The sequence below is a fragment of the Thioclava sp. 'Guangxiensis' genome (assembly GCF_045348365.1).
Taxonomy (GTDB): domain Bacteria; phylum Pseudomonadota; class Alphaproteobacteria; order Rhodobacterales; family Rhodobacteraceae; genus Thioclava; species Thioclava kandeliae.
The window spans coordinates 427,149-445,575 of sequence record NZ_CP155822.1; the positions used below are offsets into that span (position 1 = coordinate 427,149).

Genomic DNA, 18,427 nt, shown 5'->3' on the forward strand with positions numbered 1-18,427 from the left:
TCCGAGGATGCGCCCTATGGCCAGCAAACCCCTGCTCCACCCCCGCAACCAGCATCGGGACGGCTATGATTTTGCGCGCCTTCTGGCGGACAGCCCCGATCTGGCCGGTTTCACCACGCTCAACCCCTCGGGCGGCACCACCATCGATTTCAAGGATGCCAAAGCGGTCCGCGCCCTCAACCGCGCATTACTGAAGACGCATTACGGCATCGACGACTGGGACATCCCCGAAACCTATCTCTGCCCGCCCATTCCGGGTCGTGTCGATTACATCCATTATCTGGCCGATCTTCTGGCAGAGGCCGATCGGGGCCGCATCCCGCGCGGGCCGGGTATCCGTGCGCTCGATATCGGGACGGGCGCGAGCCTCGTCTATCCGCTGACAGGGCTGCGCGAATATGGCTGGAGCTTCACGGGCGCCGATATCGACCCCGTCTCCATCGCCTCGGCGCAGGCAATCTGCGAGCGGAACGCGCTGCCGATCGAGCTGAGACAGCAGCCCGACCCCGAAAATATCTTCAAGGGCCTCCTCACTGCCGATGATCTTTTCCACGTCACACTCTGCAACCCCCCCTTCCATGCCTCGATGGAGGAGGCGCAAAAGGGCACCGAGCGCAAATGGCGCAATCTCGGCCACGGAAAGTCGAAGGCGCTGAATTTCGGCGGGCAGAATGCCGAGCTATGGTGCGAGGGCGGCGAGATCGGGTTTCTCTCGACAATGATCACCCAAAGCCGGATCTATGCCGAGCAATGCCTGTGGTTCACCTCGCTCGTCTCCAAGAAGGACAATCTGCGCGTGCTCGAGCGGCTGCTGCGTGACGCGAGGGTGGACGAGATGCGCATGGTCGAAATGGCGCAGGGCCAAAAGACCAGCCGCTTCATCGCATGGACCTATTATCCCCGACGCCAGCGCAGCCTGTAACCCGCGCTGCTTTTCCCCAGTTGCCTCTGGCGGCACCGCCCTCTTTTGGGCTAGGACTGCGCCATGAGTGCCTTTCTGAATGTCGAACAATCGCTGACCAATCGCCATTGGGTGGGCCCCGGCCCCGAATCCGATCGGTTGACCGAAGCCATGGTGCAGGAAACCCGCCTGCCCCATCCCCTCGCCCGCATCCTCGTGGCGCGCGGCGTGCCGCCGATGGAGGCGGCAAGCTTCCTCGAGCCGACCTTACGCGACCTGCTGCCCGATCCGCGCGAGATGCTGGATATGGAGAAAGCCTCGACCCGGTTTCTGACCGCGGTCAAACGCCGCGAACGGATCGCGATCTTTGCCGATTACGATGTTGATGGCGGGTCTTCTGCCGCGCTCCTGATGGTCTGGCTCAAGCAGATGGGGGTAACCCCCACGCTCTACATCCCCGACCGGATCGACGAGGGCTATGGCCCCAATGTCCCCGCGATGGAGGCCCTTGCACGGGATCACGACCTGATCGTCTGCGTCGATTGCGGCACGCTCTCGCACGAGCCGGTGGCGGCGGCCAGGGGCGCGGATGTAATTATCCTCGATCACCATCTGGGCGGCGAGACCCTGCCCGATTGCGTCGCCTGCGTAAACCCCAACCGGCAGGACGAGACAAAGGACCTCGCGCATCTCTGCGCCGCCTCCGTGGTCTTCCTGATGCTGGTCGATGTGAACCGCCTGATGCGGAGCGAGAGCCTCAAGGGCCCGGACCTCATCGCCATGCTGGATCTGGTGGCGCTGGCCACGGTGGCCGATGTGGCTCCGCTCGTTGGTTGCAATCGCGCGCTGGTGCGCCAAGGCCTGAAGGTCATGGGGCGGCGCGACCGCGTGGGGCTGCGCGCGCTGGCCGATGTGGCACGGATGGATCAGGCCCCCAATGCCTATCATCTGGGCTTCCTTCTGGGGCCGCGGATCAATGCGGGCGGACGGATCGGCGCCGCCGATCTGGGCGCGCGGCTTCTATCAACCGATGATACCGCCGAGGCGGAGGCGCTGGCCGCCCGCCTTGACCAGCTTAATACCGACCGCCGCGATATCGAGAACCGCGTGCGCGAAGCCGCCCTGAAACAGGCCGAGGAACGCGGCCTCGATGCGCCTCTGGTCTGGGCTGCGGGCGAAGGCTGGCATCCGGGTGTGGTGGGGATCGTCGCCGCCCGCCTCAAGGAGGCCACCAACCGCCCCGCCGTGGTGATCGGGCTCGATCAGGGGATCGGCAAGGGCTCGGCGCGCTCGGTCAATGGTGTGGATCTGGGGGCTTCGATCCAACGTGTGGCCGCCGAGGGGCTTTTGCTGAAAGGGGGTGGCCACAAGATGGCTGCCGGCCTGACGGTCGAGGAAGGCAAGCTGGAGGCCGCGATGGAGCGTCTGGCGGAATTGCTGGCCAAACAGGGCGCAGGCACCGGTGGTCCGCGCGATCTGCGCATCGACACGCTCCTGATGCCGGGCGCGGCCACCACCGATCTGATCGAGCAGATCGAACAGGCCGGCCCCTTTGGTCAGGGCGCGCCCGCGCCACGCTTCGCCTTCCCCGCAATGGAGATCACGGGCGCGCGTCAGGTGGGCGAGTCGCATCTGCGATTCTCCTTTGGTGACGGGCTCGGCCAGAAACGCGATGCCATCGCCTTCGGGGCCTTCGACAGCGCCATCGGTCCGGCCCTCGCCAAACCGGGGGCCACGCGATTCCACTTGGCAGGACGGTTGGAAATCAACTCGTGGGGCGGCCGCAACAAGGTCCAATTGCGGCTCGAGGATGCGTCTCCGGCTGTCGAAACCCTTTGAAACGCCTTATTTTCATAGCTCTTTCCACCATGCATTACGACAGGTGAGAATATCGTGAAAAAACCTCTTGCGCGGCGGATAAACCTCGACTATCTACCGCCCCACGCCGCAAGCATGGCCCGTTCGTCTATCGGTTAGGACGCCAGGTTTTCAACCTGGAAAGAGGGGTTCGATTCCCCTACGGGCTGCCACTTGCAACGCAGGCGTGTCAGAAATGGCCCGTTCGTCTATCGGTTAGGACGCCAGGTTTTCAACCTGGAAAGAGGGGTTCGATTCCCCTACGGGCTGCCACTGACACCGCCGAACACGCCAGAGTGGCCCGTTCGTCTATCGGTTAGGACGCCAGGTTTTCAACCTGGAAAGAGGGGTTCGATTCCCCTACGGGCTGCCAGCGCATCCATCTACACTCTCACATATCTACCTGATTAGGCTCGGTTTTCGCCTATTTTCTACGTTGTGAAGCGGTATGGCGGATGGGGTCGTCCCTCACGAAAAAGGGGCGGCGCAAGCCACCCCTTCCGGATCGGTCCTGATTTTCGGGACGCGCTCAGGCGTTGAACAGGAAGTGCAGGACGTCGCCGTCTTTGACCTCGTAGGTCTTGCCTTCCACGCGGAACTTGCCCGCTTCCTTGGCACCGGCCTCGCCGTTGCCCGCGACATAGTCGTTATAGGCGACGGTCTCGGCACGGATGAAACCACGCTCGAAATCACCATGGATGACACCTGCGGCCTGCGGGGCCAGAGTGCCCTGCGGGATGGTCCACGCACGCGCCTCTTTGGGGCCCACTGTGAAATAGGTCTGCAGACCCAAAAGCTCGTAGCCCGCACGGATCAGACGGTCGAGACCGGCCTCCTCGAGCCCCATCTCGCCAAGGAACATTTCGGCTTCCTCGGCGTCGAGCTGGCTGATCTCTTCCTCGATTTTGGCCGAGATCACCACCGTGCCCGCGCCCTGTGCCGCGGCCATCTCGGCCACTTTGGCCGAGAGCGAATTGCCGGTCGAGGCCGAGCTTTCCTCGACATTGCAGACATAGAGGATCGGCTTCGAGGTCAGCAGTTGCAGCATGCGCCATGCTTTCTGGTCCTCGTCCGAGATCTGCACGGTGCGGGCCGGACGGCCCGCCTCGAGCGCCTCTTTCGCGGCCAGTAGCAGCCTCTCCTGCTCTTTGGCGTCCTTGTCACCACCACGGATCTTGCGCACGAGATTGGCCAGACGCTTCTCGACCGATTCCAGATCGGCGATCATCAGCTCGGTCTCGATGGTCTCGGCATCGGCCACCGGATCGATACGGCCGTCGACATGGGTGACGTCATCATCCTCGAAGCAGCGCAGCACCTGCGCGATGGCATCGGTCTCGCGGATATTGGCGAGGAACTGGTTGCCCAGACCTTCACCCTTGGACGCGCCCTTCACCAGACCGGCAATATCGACGAAGGTCATGCGGGTCGGGATGATCTCCTTGGACCCTGCGATGCTGGCCAGTTTTTCCAGACGCGGGTCGGGCACGGCCACATCCCCCACATTCGGTTCGATCGTGCAAAACGGGAAGTTTGCAGCCTGCGCCGCTGCCGTTTTGGTCAGCGCGTTGAACAGGGTCGACTTGCCGACATTCGGCAGACCCACGATACCCATCTTAAAGCCCATCACGCTCTCCTTGGCAAAACGGTCCTGAATTTCTGGCCCGTTCCTAAAGCGCCCGGGCATTTCATGCAAGATTGCGCGGCGTGGCGAGAGCTTGTGATGCAGGCTTTGCTAGACAATAGCGGCGGCTTACGCGAAAAGAGGCGCAAAGATCAGGGAGCATGTCATGGAAACCACCCGCATCGACGCGAAATTCGCAGCGCTCAAGGCCGAAGGTAAAAAGGCCTTTGTCGCCTATATCATGGGTGGCGATCCCGATGTGGAACGCTCGCTCGATGTGATGAAGGCGCTGCCGGGTGCGGGCGTGGATATCATCGAACTGGGCATGCCCTTCACCGATCCGATGGCCGATGGCTCGACCATCCAGCTTGCAGGACAGCGCGCGCTCGATGGCGGCATGACACTGCAGAAGACGCTGGATATGGCCGCCGAGTTCCGCAAGACCGACACTGTGACCCCGATCGTGATGATGGGCTATTACAACCCGATCTATTCGCGCGGTGTGGACAGGTTCCTGGCGGATGCGAAAGCTGCCGGGATCGACGGGCTGATCGTGGTGGATCTGCCGCCCGAGGAAGATAGCGAGCTGTGCCTTCCGGCGCAGGCGGCCGGGATCAACTTTATCCGGCTGGCAACCCCCACCACCGATGCGAAACGCCTGCCCAAGGTGCTGCAGAACACCTCCGGTTTCGTCTATTATGTCTCGGTGACGGGCATCACCGGAGGCGCTGCCGCGCAGGCTGCGGATGTGGCGCCCGAAGTGGCGCGGATCAAGGCCTCGACCGATCTGCCGGTGATCGTTGGCTTCGGGATCAACACTCCGGAGGCCGCGCGCGAGATCGCCGCGATTGCCGATGGCTGTGTCGTGGGCTCGGCCATCGTGAAACAGGTCGCCGAGGGCAAGTCCGCAGCCGAGGTTGCGGAATTTGTGGCCACTCTGGCAGGCGGCGCGCATTCGGCCTGATCTATGGCGCGTGGCGCACGGGTGCGGGGGCTCTGCCCCCGGCGCCTGAGCGGCGCCTCCCCCGGGATATTTGAGGACGCTGGAAAACCAGAGGCACCCGGGCATATCGACCGTCATCTGCTGTCCCCGACGGAGCAGTCCCGGATGCCTCTTCTTCCATCGTCACGGTCATCGGCGTCCCCGCCTGTGCCGCCCGATCAGATTGGGACATTCGCCTTAAAATTGCATTACTGTTTCTATGACGGAAACGAAATCCGGGGCCGAATACGCCTGATCGCACGACAGCCATGCAGAAATGGCCGATTGCCCTGCACGAGCTGCATTGCTAAGCCTCCTACAAACTTATCGGGAGTGCATTTTCATGGCCGTTATCACCTGCATCGACGATCTCAAGCGCCTTCATAAGCGCCGCACGCCGAAGATGTTCTATGATTATGCCGAGAGTGGCTCCTATACGGAACAGACCTTCCGCGAGAATACCAGCGATTTCGAGAAGATCCGTCTGCGCCAGAAAGTGGCCGTGGATATGGAGGGGCGCTCGAGCGCGACCAAGATGATCGGGCGCGATGTGACCATGCCGGTGGCGCTGGCGCCCGTGGGCCTGACAGGGATGCAGCGCGCCGATGGCGAGATCAAGGCGGCGCGGGCGGCCGAGAAGGCCGGTGTGCCCTTCACGCTCTCGACCATGTCGATCTGTTCGATCGAGGATGTGGCCGCCCATACGACCGACCCGTTCTGGTTCCAGCTCTATGTGATGAAGGACGAGGAGTTCGTCGATGCCACGCTGGAACGTGCGAAGAAGGCGGGATGCTCGGCACTGGTGCTGACGCTCGATCTGCAAATCCTCGGCCAGCGGCATAAGGATCTCAAGAACGGGCTGACCGCCCCGCCCAAGCTAACCCTGCCGGTGTTGATGGATATGGCGACCAAATGGCAATGGGGGATGGAGATGCTGCAGACCAAGCGGCGCTTCTTCGGCAATATCGTGGGTCACGCGAAGGGCGTGGGCGATGCTTCGAGCCTGAGCAGCTGGACCGCCGAGCAATTCGACCCCAAGCTCGACTGGTCGAAGATCGCCCGTATCCGCGACCAATGGGGCGGCAAGCTGATCCTGAAGGGGATACTCGACGAGGATGATGCGCGTCTGGCCCGTGACTTCGGTGCCGATGCGATGATCGTGTCGAACCATGGCGGACGACAGCTTGACGGGGCGCTGAGCGCCATCCGCATGCTGCCGCGCATCCGCGAGGCAGTGGGACCCGGAATGGAGATTTTCATGGATAGCGGGATCCGCTCGGGGCAGGATGTGCTCAAGGCCCTGGCACTCGGGGCGGATGCGACCTTTATCGGGCGCGCTTTCATCCATGGCCTGGGGGCTCTGGGCGAGGAAGGCGTGACCAAAGCACTCGACATCATCCACAAGGAGCTGGATATCACCATGGCGCTCTGCGGCGAGAAAGACGTGCACGATCTGGGCCGTCACAATCTTCTGCTGCCCCGCGGGTTCATGGAAGAATACATCTGAGCGGGTGTTTTGGGCTTGCCATAAAGGGGATTCTCGCCTAATGGCAGGCGCTCATGGGTCGCACCCTTGGAGGCGGCCCTTTTACATTCCATATCGGAGATAGCAAAATGGCAAAAGAGATCGAAACGATCGAAGCCGTCGTGCGTTCGGGGACGGGCAAGGGGGCCGCTCGCGCAGCACGTCGTGAGGGCAAAGTACCTGCAATCGTTTATGGCGACGGCAAAGAACCGCTGGCACTGAACCTCGAGTTTAACCCGCTTCTGACCCGTCTGCGCAAAGGCCGCTTCCTGTCGACCCTGTTCAACCTGAAGGTCGAAGGTCAGGAAGACGTCCGCGTGATCTGCCGCGGCGTTCAAAAAGACGTCGTCAAGGACCTGCCGACCCACGTCGACTTCATGCGTACCCACCGCAACTCGCGCATCGCACTCTTCGTGCATGTCGAGTTCGAGAACCACGAAGCCGCACCGGGCCTCAAGCGCGGTGGCGTTCTGACCGTCGTGCGTCAGGAAGTCGAGCTGGAAGTTCTGGCGGGTGATATTCCGGAGCAGATCGTTGTCGACCTGACCGGTCGCAAGATCGGCGACGTGATCCACATCTCCGACGTGACGCTGCCCAATGGCGCGAAACCGACCATCGAGCGTGACTTCGTCATCGCGAACATCGCAGCGCCCAAGGGCCTTGCCGGTGGCGACGACGAGGAAGCCGAAGGCGAAGCAGCAGCCGAATAAGCTGCTGGAAGACATCTGTCTTACGGAACGCGGGGCCAATGCCCCGCGTTTTGCATTGGGTATTAGGGGTATCAGGCCAGAGCCGCCTCGCCCGCGAAGGCGAACCCCTCATACTCCCAGCCCATCAGCCCGCCCAGCATGATCTTCACCGGCCGACGGAGCCGTGCGAAGGCGAGCGCCGCCTGCTCGGCCGCGTTGCAATGGGGGCCGGAGCAATAGACCACGAAGAGCGTGTCCTGCGGATAGGAGGCCAGAGCCTCGGCCGAGATGGTCCGGTGCGGCATGAACACGGCATCAGGGATATGGCGGCGCGCATAGGTGGCGGGCGTGCCCATCGCATGGATCAGCACAAACCCCGCATCCCCGCCGGACATGGCGGCATGGACATCCGAACAATCGGTATGCAGGGCGCATTGGCGCTCGAGAAGGGTCACGATATCGGCGGAAGCGACGGGCGGGCGGGACAGGACTGCATTCATTTCAAATCTCCTTGCAATGATGATGCCAGATTGCCAGACGGATCGGGTTGCCGTAAGCTGGCAAAATGACAACGCCAGATAATATCCTGCCATTTATTTCCCTCCGCCCGATCCCCAACAATCTGGTGGTTGCCCTGATCTATGACGGACTCTGCACGTTCGAATTCGGCGTCACGGCCGAGATCTTCGGCCTGCCGCGCCCCGAGATGGGGCCGGACTGGTACCGGTTCCGCACGGCTGCAGTCGAGCCGGGCCCATTACGCGCCCATGGCGGATTGATGGTCAGCACGGATGGCGGGCTGGAGCTGTTAGACGATGCAGGGCTCATCGTCATTCCCGGCTGGAAAGGGGTCAACACCCCTGCCTCACCCGAGCTGGTCGCGGCGCTCATCGCCGCCCATGCGCGGGGGGCGCGGATTGCCACGATCTGCTCGGGCGCCTATATTCTGGCCCAGACAGGGTTGCTCGATGGCCATAGCGCCACCACCCATTGGCGCTATGCCGAGGATTTCGCAGCGCGTTTTCCGCAAGTGACCATGCGGGCCGACAATCTCTATACCGATGATGCGCCGCTCTATACCTCGGCGGGGTCGGCTGCAGGGCTGGATCTGGGCCTGCACATCGTGCGGCAGGATTTCGGGCCGGAGGCGGCCAATTCGGTCGCCCGCCGTCTGGTGATCGCCTCGCATCGCGACGGCGGGCAGAACCAGTTCCTGCCCCGCCCCGTGCCACGCGCCACCGAGGCCGACAAGATCGCGCCACTCCTCGACCGCTTGCGCCAGAACCTGCGCCACACCCCCACGATCTCCGCGCTTGCCAAAAGCTGCGCGATGAGCCAGCGCACCTTCCTGCGCCGGTTCGAGGAAGCCACGGGCACCACCCCGATCCGCTTCCTGATCGAGGAGCGGCTGCAACTGGCCGCTCACCTTCTTGAGCGCCCCGAGGCCGGCATGGAAGAGATCGCCGCGCAATGCGGCTTTGCCTCTAGCGCGCTCCTGCGCCACCATTTCCGCAAACGTTACGGCCTGCCCCCCGCGGCATGGCGGCAGCGTTTCGGGCAGGCACAGGGCAGTTAGGGGTTTTCTCCGCAGGCGCGCTGGCCTATCTCGAGGGGCAACAGGACCGAAGGAAGACGACATGCAACTCTGGGTGGGCCTCGGCAATCCGGGCGCGAAATATGCGGCAACGCGGCACAATATCGGCTTTATGGCGCTGGACCGGATTGCCGATGATCACGGTTTCGGCCCGTGGAAATCGAAGTTCCAGGGCCAGATCAGCGAAGGGCGGCTGGGCTCGGAACGCATCGTGCTCCTCAAGCCAGAGACCTTCATGAACAATTCCGGCCAATCGGTGCGGGCGGCGGCGGATTTCTACAAATTCACCGTGGCGGATCTGACCGTCTTCCATGACGAGCTGGATCTGGCGCCGGGCAAGTGCCGCCTGAAGCAGGGCGGCGGCCATGCGGGCCATAACGGGCTGCGCTCGATCCATGCGCATCTGGCGCCCGAGTATCAGCGTGTGCGGCTCGGCATCGGCCATCCGGGTCATAAGGACCGCGTGGCGGGCTATGTGCTGGCCGATTTTGCCAAGGCCGAGCAGGAGATGCTGGATGATCTGATGCGCGGCCTCTCGGACGGGGCGGCGGCACTGGCGGCGGGCGACGGGCAGAAATTCCTCAATGCCGTCAGCCTGCGCACGGCCCCGCCGCGCAGCTCGACCGGAAATCACCCCGAAAAGGCCCAGACCGCAAAGACCCAGACCGAACGTCCTGCCAAACCAGCGCCGGATCCGGAAGACTCCCGCTCGCCGCTGGAGAAGCTGAAAGACAAGTTCGGGAAATGAGATCGGGCGCCCCTTTCGCGTAGAGAGAGCGCCCGTTTCGATGAGGCGTGAGTTGCTTACCAGTGGCCGGTATTTTCCATGCTGGCCCAAGGCTCGGCCGGCGCCAGCGCATCCCCCATCTGCAACAGCTCGATCGACACATTGTCAGGAGAGCGGACAAAGGCCATATGGCCGTCGCGCGGGGGACGGTTGATCGTGATGCCCGCCTCCTGCAGCTTGGCGCACATGTCGTAGATATTCTCGACCTTATAGGCCAGATGCCCGAAATGGCGGCTATCGGAGGGCAGCCCCGTATCGCCATCCCAATTCCATGTCAGCTCCACATCGGCACGGCCATCAGCCTGATCGGGCGGGCACATGAACACCAGCGTGAAACGGCCCTTCTCGTTTTCCACGCGGCGCCGCTCGACCAGACCCAGCAGCTCGAAAAATGCCTTGGTCTTCTCCAGATCCAGAACGCGGACCATCGTGTGTAGATATTCGACCTTCATGAGGGCCTCCTTTCGTTGAGAGGCAAGGTAATCCACAGGTTTGAAAGAGCAAGCAGTTGCCCCGCGTTGCATTTACCGCGATACAAAGGACCTAACGAATCCGAGCCAGACATCACGGAGACCGCCATGACGCTTACCCCCGAACAGCATGCCGAAATCGAGGAACAGCGTTCGCTGTCACAGCCGACCCGCCGTGCTGTCTCCCCCGGCATGGAAGAGCGTCTCTATACCGCGCATCCGGTGCTCGATCACGGACTGGTCCGCGTCATCGACTACATGGGCGACGACAGTGCCATCACGCAGGCCGCGCGTGTCAGCTATGGCCGCGGCACCAAGAAGGTCTCCGATGACCGCGGGTTGATCCGCTATCTGATGCGCCACTGGCACTCCACGCCGTTCGAGATGTGCGAAGTGAAGTTCCATGTGAAACTTCCGGTCTTCGTTGCGCGCCAATGGATCCGCCACCGCACCGCGAACGTCAATGAATACTCGGCGCGCTATTCGATTCTGGACCGCGAGTTCTACATTCCCGAACCCGACAAACTGGCGGCGCAATCCACGGTGAACCATCAGGGGCGTGGCGCGGTCCTGCAGGGCGAGGAAGCCGCCCGCGTGCTCGATATCCTGCGCGAGGACGCGATGCGCTCCTATGACCATTACGAGGACATGCTGACGCCCGATGCGGAGGCTGGCAAACAGGGTCTGGCCCGTGAGCTGGCACGGATGAACCTGCCAATGAACACCTATACCCAATGGTACTGGAAGGTCGATCTGCACAACCTCTTCCATTTCCTGCGCCTGCGCGCCGATGCCCATGCGCAATACGAGATCCGCGCCTATGCCGATACGATGTGCGAGATCGTCAAGGACTGGGTGCCCGCGGCCTATGAGGCGTTCGAGGATTACCGTCTGGGCGGGGTCAACCTGTCGGGCCGCGCGGTCGAGGTGCTCAAACGCCGCCTGGCGGGCGAGACGGTAACCGCCGAGACCTCGGGCATGTCCAAGGGCGAATGGCGCGAATTCGAAGCCGTCTGGGGCTGATGCCGGGCCTTGCTCGATTTCTGAAAGAACAGGAGCGCGACTATCCGGTCGCGCTCTCCGAATTGCGGGCGGGCCGCAAACGCGGCCATTGGATGTGGTGGATCTTCCCGCAGCTCGCCGCCCTCGGCGTCTCGCCAAGATCGAAGGATTTCGGGCTTGAGGATATGGCCGAAGCCACCGCCTATCTCGACAACATGACTTTGCAAACCCGGTTAACAGAAGCCTGCGAGGCGGTTCTGTCTCATCGGGATCAGGAGATAGAACAGATCCTGGGCACAATCGATGCACGCAAATTGCGCTCGTCGATGACCCTTTTCGAAGCCGCGGAAACACTCTCCAGCTCGGACAGCAGCGCCATTTTTACTCGTGTGCTTGTCACCTTTTACAATGGCAGCCGCTGCCCTCGCACGCTCGAGCGGCTTTAACATCCGAAGCCGGAACCAGAGCTTCGGGGCACTCATAACAAGAAACAGACCAGCTTACTGATTACGCACAAACCACAGAACTTGTTAAGTGCGACGGGGGAATGACTGGTGAACAAGAGACGCGATACACCCCCGCCGCAACCTCGCGCGTTTCAGCTGAGGCAAGGACTTTCTAGCAGACCGATAGACATTTTGTAAAATTGAAATTAAATATGTGCTTAATTTTCAGTTACTTAGCTTAATCACCATGAGCCAGCTTGCCAACCCATGTTGATAATGCCTGCAAGGCTTCGGGTTCGTCCAGGAACGGAATATGCGCCCGATCCGGCACATCGGCAAAGATCATAGCGGGTTTGAGCTGCTGCATTCTGGCCGCGGTATCGGCGCTCAACAGGCGGGAATTTGACCCGCGAATCAATAAAAGCGGAAGCTCTCCAAAGGCTTCGAAGAAGGGCCACGCTTCAGGCAGGTCTCCCTTGAAGTCTTTCAGGAAGGGGTCGCGCAATGCGGGGTCATAGCGCAGCTGCAGCCCGCTGCCGGTTTCGATATACTGGTTGCGGACCTCCTGTGCCCAGCGCCGCGCTGGCACATTTGCAAAGCCTGTCATCAGCTCGGGCAGACGGGCGGCCAGCGCATCATAGGTCTTGGGTGCGGGATTGCGCCCGAGATAGTCGAAGATCGCGTTCAGCCCCTCCATCTCCAGCTTGGGGCCGACATCATTGAGCGCCGCGCCCAGAAGCCTGTCAGGCGCCACAGCAGCCAGATACATCGCAATCAGCCCGCCGCGCGACGTGCCCAGCACTGCTGCTTTCGCGATCCCGAGATGTGCCAGAAGCCCCAGAGCATCCGCGCCTTCCTGTGGCACGGTATAAGTTTCGGCACCGCTGAAGTCCGACTGCCCCCGCCCGCGATAGTCCATGCGGATCAGACGCACGCCCATCGCCAGAAGATGCGGGGCGACATAGTCGAAATCGGCCATATTGCGGGTCAGGCCGGTGAGCGCCAGTATCGGCACCCCCTGCCCCTCATCGCGATAGGCGAGCCTCGCGCCATCAGATGCCGTGAAGAAATGCGTCGTCATGAAACCCTCCGTGTTGGCTGTGCACAGGATAGGCCGCCGCCGGCAAAGCGCCACGAAAAAGGGGCGGTCTCCCGCCCCCCTCGCTTCACGACCCGGTCAACCGCTCAATCGCCCCGCGGGAAGCGCTTGTTGGATTCCAGCACATTGAGGTCCATGTGATTGCGCATATAGGCCTCCGACGCATCCTTCAGCGGCTGGTAATCCCACGGGTAATAGCCGCCCTGACGCAGCGCGTCGTAAACCACCCAGCGCCGCGCCTGGGACGCGCGCACATCGCCATCATAGCGCTCCAGATCCCACCGCGCCGCGGCCTCGGCCTTCATCGCCTCATAGGCCTCAGCATGGGCAGGATCGCCCGCGAGGTTGACCAGCTCGTGCGGGTCGGCCCCCAGATGGAAGAACTGGTCGGGATCGAGCTTGCACAGGTTCAGCTTGTAATCACCCTTACGCAGGGAAACGAGCGGCGCATAGGAGCCTTCGGCGGCATATTCCATCTTCACCGCCGATTCGCGCGTGCCGCCATTGGCCAGAGTCACGAGAGATTCGCCATCGAGCCACGGCGCGATCTCCTCCAGATCGATCCCCGCCAGATCACAGAGCGTCGGCGTCACGTCGATGGTCGAGACGGGCGTCTCGACGAGCTTCGGCTCCACCCCGCTGGCCGCCATCATCAAAGGCACCCGCGCCGAGCCCTCGTAGAAGTTCATCTTGAACCACAGCCCGCGCTCGCCCAGCATATCGCCATGATCCGACACGAAGAGGATGATCGCCTCTTGGCCGGTGCTCTCCAGCGCCTCCATGATCTCGCCGATCTTGTCGTCGCAATAGGAGATATTGGCGAAATAGGCGCGGCGGGATTCGCGGATATTGTCTTCCGTAATATTGAAGTTGCGCCAGTCATTGGCATCAAAGATACGCTTGGAATGGTTGTCCTGATTGTCGTAGCCCATATCCGGCACGGTGGGCAGCAGATGCTCGCAATCCTCGTAGAGATCCCAATATTTCTTGCGGGCCACATAGGGATCATGCGGGTGGGTCATGCTGACGGTCAGCATCCACGGACGTGCGTCCAGACCACGCGCCAGATCATAGACCTTCATCTTGGCTTCATGGGCAACATTATCGTCATATTCCAGCTGGTTGGAAATCTCCCCTACGCCTGCGCCTGTGACCGATCCCATGTTGTGATACCACCAGTCGATCCGCTCGCCAGGCTTGCGGTAATCCGGCGTCCAGCCGAAATCGGCAGGGTAGATGTCGGTGGTCAGACGTTGTTCGAACCCGTGCAGCTGGTCGGGACCTACAAAGTGCATCTTTCCCGAAAGGCAGGTCTGATAGCCCGCGCGGCGCAGATGGTGTGCAAAGGTCGGGATATCCGATCGGAACTCGGCCGCGTTGTCATAGACACCCGTCGAGCTGGGCAATTGCCCCGACATAAATGCCGCACGCCCCGGTGCGCAGAGCGGCGAGCCGGTATAGGCATTGGCAAAGCGCACCGACCGCGCCGCGAGCTTTTTGAGATTCGGCGCGTGCAGCCACTCTGCCGGACCATCGGGGAACAGGGTACCGTTGAGCTGATCCACCATGAAGATCAGGATATTCGGTTGCGACATTTAAAAGGGCTCTCTTTGTTAGAGTGAAAGATCGGCGCCTGCCCAGAAAGCGGGCGCAAAGCGGTCCTGTGAGGTCAATCTGGAAACTCTCCACCGGAACCATGACAAAAACTGATTGCCATGCTAACGTAGGAATGCACTAATTGACTCGTCAATCAAAAAAACACGAAGACAACGGGAGTACAAATGAAAGCCAAGTTTCTGGGCGGCCTCACCGCCTCCGTCATCGCCCTTAACGCCGCTGCCGCTTTTGCCGATTGCGGCACCGTGCGTTTCTCGGATGTCGGCTGGACGGATATTACCGCCACCACCGAGACCGCCAATGAAATCCTGACCGCGCTCGGCTATGACGTGGAAGTCAATGTGCTCGGCGTGCCGGTCACCTTCTCGTCGCTGGCCTCGAACGATATCGATGTCTTCCTCGGCAACTGGATGCCCGCACAGCAGGCCGCCATCGGCCCCTATCTCGACAAGGGCGAAATCGATGTGGTCGCGACCAACCTGACCGGCACCAACTATACGCTGGCCGTGCCGACCTATCTCTATGACAAGGGCCTGCATACTTATGCCGACATCCAGAAATTCGGCGACGAGCTGGATCACAAGATCTATGGCATCGAGCCGGGTAACGAAGGCAATGGCTATCTGATGGACCTGACCGAAAAGGGCGGTGTCCTCGAGGGCTTCCAGATCGTCGAAAGCTCCGAGCAGGGTATGCTCGCGCAGGTTGGCCGCCTCTACCCCAAGAAGGAAGCCGTGGTCTTCCTTGGCTGGGCGCCCCACCCGATGAACTCTACCTATGACCTCAAGTATCTGACCGGCGGCGAAGATTTCTTCGGCGGCGAAGGCACCGTGCAGACTGTCACCCGCAAGGGCTATGTGGAAGAATGCCCCAATGTCGGCAAGCTTCTGCAGAACATGAAGTTCACCCTGCCGATGGAAAACGAGATCATGGGCGCGATCCTCAATGACGGTCAGGACCCCGACGAAGCGGTTCCGGCATGGCTCAAGGCGCATCCCGATGTCGTCACCCCGTGGCTCGAAGGTGTCACCACCAAGGATGGCAAAGAGGGTCTTCCGGTCGTGAAAGAGGCGCTGGGTCTCTGATCCCCGTCTGAGTCGTATTTGAACAAGCACGCCGCGCAAGTCCGCCTTGCGCGGCGTCTCCATTCGGGATCCCTGACCGCTAAAAATATATTAGAAACACAGATTTCCTCCAATTCTGCAGCCATGGCCCGGCGCCGAATTTTTTACGACAAGTTTACGCCTATGTCGCAAATCCCCGCGGGAGGAGTCGCAAACGCGCCGTCGTTTCCTGCCATTCCTGAGTAGTCTCATCTTATTGAAACCCACAGCCGCGCAGCACTAGCGTGCCATGGAGACAAGGCCATGCAACCCTCCGCTTCCCTCACCGAGCTTCTCGCCCGCCGTAAACCCGGCCATGCGCTCGAACAGGCCTTCTACACCTCCCCGGAGATCTACCAGACCGATCTCGAAGAGATCTGGTACAAGAACTGGCTCTTTACCGCCTCCCGCGCCGAACTGCCGAAAAAAGGCGCCTATGTCACCCATAAGGTCGGCGCCTATACGGTGATGATCGTGCGCGGCCAGGATGATGTCATCCGCGCCTTCCACAATACCTGCCGTCACCGTGGTTCGGTCATCTGTCAGCATAAGAAAGGCACAGCTGCCAAGCTGGTCTGCCCCTATCACCAATGGACCTACGAGCTGGATGGGCGCCTTCTGTGGGCGCGCGACATGGGGCCGGATTTCGACGCCTCCAAACACGGGCTCAAGCCCGTTAACTGCCGTGAAGTGGCAGGGCTCATCTATATCTGCCTCGCAGAGACCGCCCCCGATTTCGACGCCTTTGCCGAGACCGTGACGCCCTATCTGGAGGTCCACGACCTCTCCAACGCCAAGGTCGCTTTCCAGTCCACGATCATCGAGAACGGCAACTGGAAACTCGTCTGGGAAAACAACCGCGAGTGCTACCACTGCGCGGGCAACCACCCCGATCTGTGCCGCACCTATCCCGAGGATCCGACCATTACCGGCGTCAGCGCCGATGGCACCTTCCCCGAAAAGGTCGAGAACCACTTCAACCGTCTCGAGGGTATGGGCGCACCCTCGCGCTTCAAGATGGCCGATAACGGCGAATACCGCGTGGCGCGTATGCCGCTGCTGGACGGGGCCGAAAGCTACACGATGAACGGCAAGATCGCCGTGCAGAAACGTCTGGGCCGCGTGCCGGTTCTGGATGCGGGCACACTCTTGCTGTTCAACTACCCCACTACCTGGAACCACTTCCTGTCGGATCACTCGATCACCTTCCGCGTGACCCCGATCAGCCCGACCGAAACCGAGGTCACCACCACCTGGCTCGTGCACAAGGATGCGGTCGAGGGCGTGGATTACGATCTCAAGAACCTCACGACGGTCTGGGAACATACCAATGACGAGGACCGTCAGGTCGTCGAGGACAACCAGCAGGGGATCAACTCGCCCGCCTACGAGCCCGGCCCCTATTCGGCCACCCATGAGGACGGGGTGATCCAGTTCGTTAACTGGTATTGTGACACCATGACTTCGCGGCTGGATCCCGTGAAGCTGGCAGCGGAGTAAATTGATGACCCTCATTCCCGGCGAAACCGCGATCAAGATCTGGAACGATTCGGAAGAGCTTGAATGCGTCTCGGTGCTTTCCGAGGTGCCCAATGTCATGACCTTCTGTTTTCAGGCACCTTCACGGGCAATCTTCGACTATATGCCCGGCCAGTTCCTGACCTTGGAAATTCCGGTGCCGGGCGGGCCTTTGTATCGCACCTATACGATCTCGTCCTCGCCCTCGCGGCCGATGTCGATCACGGTGACGGTCAAGGCCCAGAAGGAGTCGATCGGCACCCGCTGGATGTTCGACAATCTCAAACCGGGGATGAGGATCCGCGCTATCGGCCCTGCCGGTAGCTTCACCAATGCCAATTACCCTGCCGAGAAATATCTCTTTATCTCGGCAGGCTCCGGCATCACGCCGATGATGTCGATGACGACGCAGATGTATGACCTTGGCCGCGAATGCGACATCGTCTTCGTCAATTGCGCCCGTCGTCCCTCGGAGATCATCTTCCGCGAACGGCTCGAGCATATGGCCTCGCGCGTCAGCGGCATCGATCTGAAATGGGTCGTGGAAGGCTCGGACAAATATGACCCATGGACCGGCTATCAGGGCTATTTCAACCAGTTGATGCTGGGTCTGATGGCCCCCGACTATCTGGAACGCGAAGTGTTCTGCTGTGGCCCCGAGCCGTTCATGACCGCCGTGCGCGAGGCACTGGCGGGCCTCGGCTTCGATATGGACCACTACCATCAGGAAAGCTTCGGTGCGCCCATCGAAGAGGTCCGCATCATTCCCGAGGACGAGCTGCCCGAGGAAGGCGCCGTGGCGGAGGTGGAATTCGCCGACTCCGGCGTCACCCAGAAATGCGCCGAGACCGATACCGTTCTGGCCGTGGCCCGTCAGGCAGGGCTCAACATTCCCTCGGGCTGCACGTTCGGGGTCTGCGGCACCTGCAAGATCAAGAAGGTCTCGGGCGAGGTGCATATGGTCCATAATGGCGGCATCACCGATGACGATATCGAAGAGGGTTATATCCTCGCCTGCTGCTCGAACCCGCGCGGCCACCTCGTCGTGGAAGCCTGACAGACCCGCCTCTACCGGATTGCGGGCCGCGCAGGTATCCTGCGCGGCCTTTTTTTATGGCGCAGCGCCGCTGTTCCGCTGCCCCTGCCTGAAACATCATCGTTTCTGATCACATTTCACATATCCGACCGGCAATAACTTGCCAGTGCCCCTGCG

General features: G+C 61.4%; 17 protein-coding genes and 3 tRNA genes. 15 read left to right on the plus strand and 5 right to left on the minus strand.

What is annotated here, in order from left to right; genetic code table 11:
* Positions 1–16 precede the first annotated feature (16 nt).
* The 5 genes from rlmF to ABEB22_RS02025 all read left to right on the plus strand — a co-directional run bounded on the left by rlmF (position 17) and on the right by ABEB22_RS02025 (position 3,131).
* Positions 17–922 carry a 23S rRNA (adenine(1618)-N(6))-methyltransferase RlmF gene (gene rlmF / locus ABEB22_RS02005; protein ID WP_406870719.1) on the plus strand — a complete coding sequence of 302 codons (906 nt, stop codon included), beginning with the start codon at positions 17–19 and terminating at the stop codon, positions 920–922.
* 63 nt (positions 923–985) lie between these two features.
* Positions 986–2,740 (plus strand): single-stranded-DNA-specific exonuclease RecJ, encoded by a 1,755-nt coding sequence (gene recJ / locus ABEB22_RS02010; protein ID WP_406870720.1) that lies wholly within the window; start codon positions 986–988, stop codon positions 2,738–2,740.
* A gap of 116 nt (positions 2,741–2,856) precedes the next feature.
* Positions 2,857–2,931: transfer RNA gene (locus ABEB22_RS02015), tRNA-Glu, on the plus strand.
* A 25-nt stretch (positions 2,932–2,956) separates the two neighbouring features.
* Positions 2,957–3,031 (plus strand) — tRNA-Glu (locus tag ABEB22_RS02020).
* Between the two features lie 25 nt (positions 3,032–3,056).
* A tRNA-Glu gene (locus ABEB22_RS02025) sits at positions 3,057–3,131 on the plus strand.
* A gap of 156 nt (positions 3,132–3,287) precedes the next feature.
* Here the strand turns inward: ABEB22_RS02025 and ychF are convergent.
* A complete protein-coding gene (gene ychF, locus ABEB22_RS02030) occupies positions 3,288–4,385 on the minus strand; it encodes a redox-regulated ATPase YchF (protein WP_350937779.1) in 1,098 nt (365 codons plus the stop codon).
* A 163-nt stretch (positions 4,386–4,548) separates the two neighbouring features.
* Here ychF and trpA point away from each other — a divergent pair, with 163 nt between their 5' ends.
* From trpA to ABEB22_RS02045, 3 genes are all read left to right on the plus strand, one after another.
* Positions 4,549–5,346 (plus strand): tryptophan synthase subunit alpha, encoded by a 798-nt coding sequence (trpA, locus tag ABEB22_RS02035; RefSeq protein WP_406870721.1) that lies wholly within the window; start codon positions 4,549–4,551, stop codon positions 5,344–5,346.
* 361 nt (positions 5,347–5,707) lie between these two features.
* Positions 5,708–6,871 (plus strand): L-lactate dehydrogenase, encoded by a 1,164-nt coding sequence (locus ABEB22_RS02040; RefSeq protein WP_406870722.1) that lies wholly within the window; start codon positions 5,708–5,710, stop codon positions 6,869–6,871.
* Positions 6,872–6,978: 107 nt separating this feature from the next.
* Positions 6,979–7,599, plus strand: a complete 621-nt coding sequence (locus ABEB22_RS02045; RefSeq protein WP_339111979.1) for a 50S ribosomal protein L25/general stress protein Ctc — start codon at positions 6,979–6,981, stop codon at positions 7,597–7,599.
* Positions 7,600–7,670: 71 nt separating this feature from the next.
* Here the strand turns inward: ABEB22_RS02045 and ABEB22_RS02050 are convergent, their stop codons facing one another.
* Positions 7,671–8,078 carry a rhodanese-like domain-containing protein gene (locus tag ABEB22_RS02050; RefSeq protein WP_339111978.1) on the minus strand — a complete coding sequence of 136 codons (408 nt, stop codon included), beginning with the start codon at positions 8,076–8,078 and terminating at the stop codon, positions 7,671–7,673.
* Positions 8,079–8,143: 65 nt separating this feature from the next.
* Between ABEB22_RS02050 and ftrA the strand changes: the two genes are divergently transcribed.
* Positions 8,144–9,154: a transcriptional regulator FtrA gene (ftrA, locus tag ABEB22_RS02055; protein WP_406870723.1), complete on the plus strand. Its 1,011-nt coding sequence runs from the start codon at positions 8,144–8,146 to the stop codon at positions 9,152–9,154.
* Positions 9,155–9,215: 61 nt separating this feature from the next.
* Positions 9,216–9,920 carry an aminoacyl-tRNA hydrolase gene (gene pth, locus ABEB22_RS02060; RefSeq protein WP_406870724.1) on the plus strand — a complete coding sequence of 235 codons (705 nt, stop codon included), beginning with the start codon at positions 9,216–9,218 and terminating at the stop codon, positions 9,918–9,920.
* Between the two features lie 56 nt (positions 9,921–9,976).
* Here pth and ABEB22_RS02065 read toward each other — a convergent pair whose 3' ends face one another.
* Positions 9,977–10,411, minus strand: coding sequence for a VOC family protein (locus ABEB22_RS02065; protein WP_339111975.1), 435 nt, complete (start codon positions 10,409–10,411; stop codon positions 9,977–9,979).
* 126 nt (positions 10,412–10,537) lie between these two features.
* Between ABEB22_RS02065 and thyX the strand changes: the two genes are divergently transcribed.
* The gene (gene thyX, locus ABEB22_RS02070) at positions 10,538–11,452 is read left to right on the plus strand and encodes an FAD-dependent thymidylate synthase (protein WP_339111974.1); all 915 of its coding nucleotides are present in this window, start codon (positions 10,538–10,540) and stop codon (positions 11,450–11,452) included.
* Positions 11,452–11,877, plus strand: coding sequence for a DUF1810 domain-containing protein (locus ABEB22_RS02075; RefSeq protein WP_339111973.1), 426 nt, complete (start codon positions 11,452–11,454; stop codon positions 11,875–11,877). The genes thyX and ABEB22_RS02075 overlap by 1 nt, the downstream gene beginning before the upstream one ends.
* 238 nt (positions 11,878–12,115) lie before the next feature.
* Here ABEB22_RS02075 and ABEB22_RS02080 read toward each other — a convergent pair whose 3' ends face one another.
* Together ABEB22_RS02080 and betC are read right to left on the minus strand one after the other, a co-directional pair.
* A complete protein-coding gene (locus tag ABEB22_RS02080) occupies positions 12,116–12,958 on the minus strand; it encodes an alpha/beta hydrolase (RefSeq protein WP_339111972.1) in 843 nt (280 codons plus the stop codon).
* Positions 12,959–13,062: 104 nt separating this feature from the next.
* A complete protein-coding gene (gene betC, locus ABEB22_RS02085) occupies positions 13,063–14,571 on the minus strand; it encodes a choline-sulfatase (protein WP_406870725.1) in 1,509 nt (502 codons plus the stop codon).
* A gap of 186 nt (positions 14,572–14,757) precedes the next feature.
* Here betC and choX point away from each other — a divergent pair, with 186 nt between their 5' ends.
* From choX to ABEB22_RS02100, 3 genes are all read left to right on the plus strand, one after another.
* Complete coding sequence (gene choX / locus ABEB22_RS02090; protein WP_339111970.1) at positions 14,758–15,678, plus strand: choline ABC transporter substrate-binding protein; 921 nt, start codon at positions 14,758–14,760, stop codon at positions 15,676–15,678.
* Between the two features lie 282 nt (positions 15,679–15,960).
* Positions 15,961–17,196 carry an aromatic ring-hydroxylating dioxygenase subunit alpha gene (locus ABEB22_RS02095; protein ID WP_406870726.1) on the plus strand — a complete coding sequence of 412 codons (1,236 nt, stop codon included), beginning with the start codon at positions 15,961–15,963 and terminating at the stop codon, positions 17,194–17,196.
* A gap of 4 nt (positions 17,197–17,200) precedes the next feature.
* Complete coding sequence (locus tag ABEB22_RS02100) at positions 17,201–18,271, plus strand: hybrid-cluster NAD(P)-dependent oxidoreductase (RefSeq protein WP_339111968.1); 1,071 nt, start codon at positions 17,201–17,203, stop codon at positions 18,269–18,271.
* The last annotated feature ends 156 nt before the right edge of the window (positions 18,272–18,427 follow it).

Bases quoted from the DNA above. Each gene is read 5' to 3' on its own strand.
- rlmF (WP_406870719.1), top strand. From the start codon at position 17: ATGGCCAGCAAACCCCTGCTCCACCCCCGCAACCAGCATCGGGACGGC.
- recJ (WP_406870720.1), top strand. From the start codon at position 986: ATGAGTGCCTTTCTGAATGTCGAACAATCGCTGACCAATCGCCATTGG.
- ychF (WP_350937779.1), bottom strand. From the start codon at position 4,385: ATGGGCTTTAAGATGGGTATCGTGGGTCTGCCGAATGTCGGCAAGTCG.
- trpA (WP_406870721.1), top strand. From the start codon at position 4,549: ATGGAAACCACCCGCATCGACGCGAAATTCGCAGCGCTCAAGGCCGAA.
- ABEB22_RS02040 (WP_406870722.1), top strand. From the start codon at position 5,708: ATGGCCGTTATCACCTGCATCGACGATCTCAAGCGCCTTCATAAGCGC.
- ABEB22_RS02045 (WP_339111979.1), top strand. From the start codon at position 6,979: ATGGCAAAAGAGATCGAAACGATCGAAGCCGTCGTGCGTTCGGGGACG.
- ABEB22_RS02050 (WP_339111978.1), bottom strand. From the start codon at position 8,078: ATGAATGCAGTCCTGTCCCGCCCGCCCGTCGCTTCCGCCGATATCGTG.
- ftrA (WP_406870723.1), top strand. From the start codon at position 8,144: ATGACAACGCCAGATAATATCCTGCCATTTATTTCCCTCCGCCCGATC.
- pth (WP_406870724.1), top strand. From the start codon at position 9,216: ATGCAACTCTGGGTGGGCCTCGGCAATCCGGGCGCGAAATATGCGGCA.
- ABEB22_RS02065 (WP_339111975.1), bottom strand. From the start codon at position 10,411: ATGAAGGTCGAATATCTACACACGATGGTCCGCGTTCTGGATCTGGAG.
- thyX (WP_339111974.1), top strand. From the start codon at position 10,538: ATGACGCTTACCCCCGAACAGCATGCCGAAATCGAGGAACAGCGTTCG.
- ABEB22_RS02075 (WP_339111973.1), top strand. From the start codon at position 11,452: ATGCCGGGCCTTGCTCGATTTCTGAAAGAACAGGAGCGCGACTATCCG.
- ABEB22_RS02080 (WP_339111972.1), bottom strand. From the start codon at position 12,958: ATGACGACGCATTTCTTCACGGCATCTGATGGCGCGAGGCTCGCCTAT.
- betC (WP_406870725.1), bottom strand. From the start codon at position 14,571: ATGTCGCAACCGAATATCCTGATCTTCATGGTGGATCAGCTCAACGGT.
- choX (WP_339111970.1), top strand. From the start codon at position 14,758: ATGAAAGCCAAGTTTCTGGGCGGCCTCACCGCCTCCGTCATCGCCCTT.
- ABEB22_RS02095 (WP_406870726.1), top strand. From the start codon at position 15,961: ATGCAACCCTCCGCTTCCCTCACCGAGCTTCTCGCCCGCCGTAAACCC.
- ABEB22_RS02100 (WP_339111968.1), top strand. From the start codon at position 17,201: ATGACCCTCATTCCCGGCGAAACCGCGATCAAGATCTGGAACGATTCG.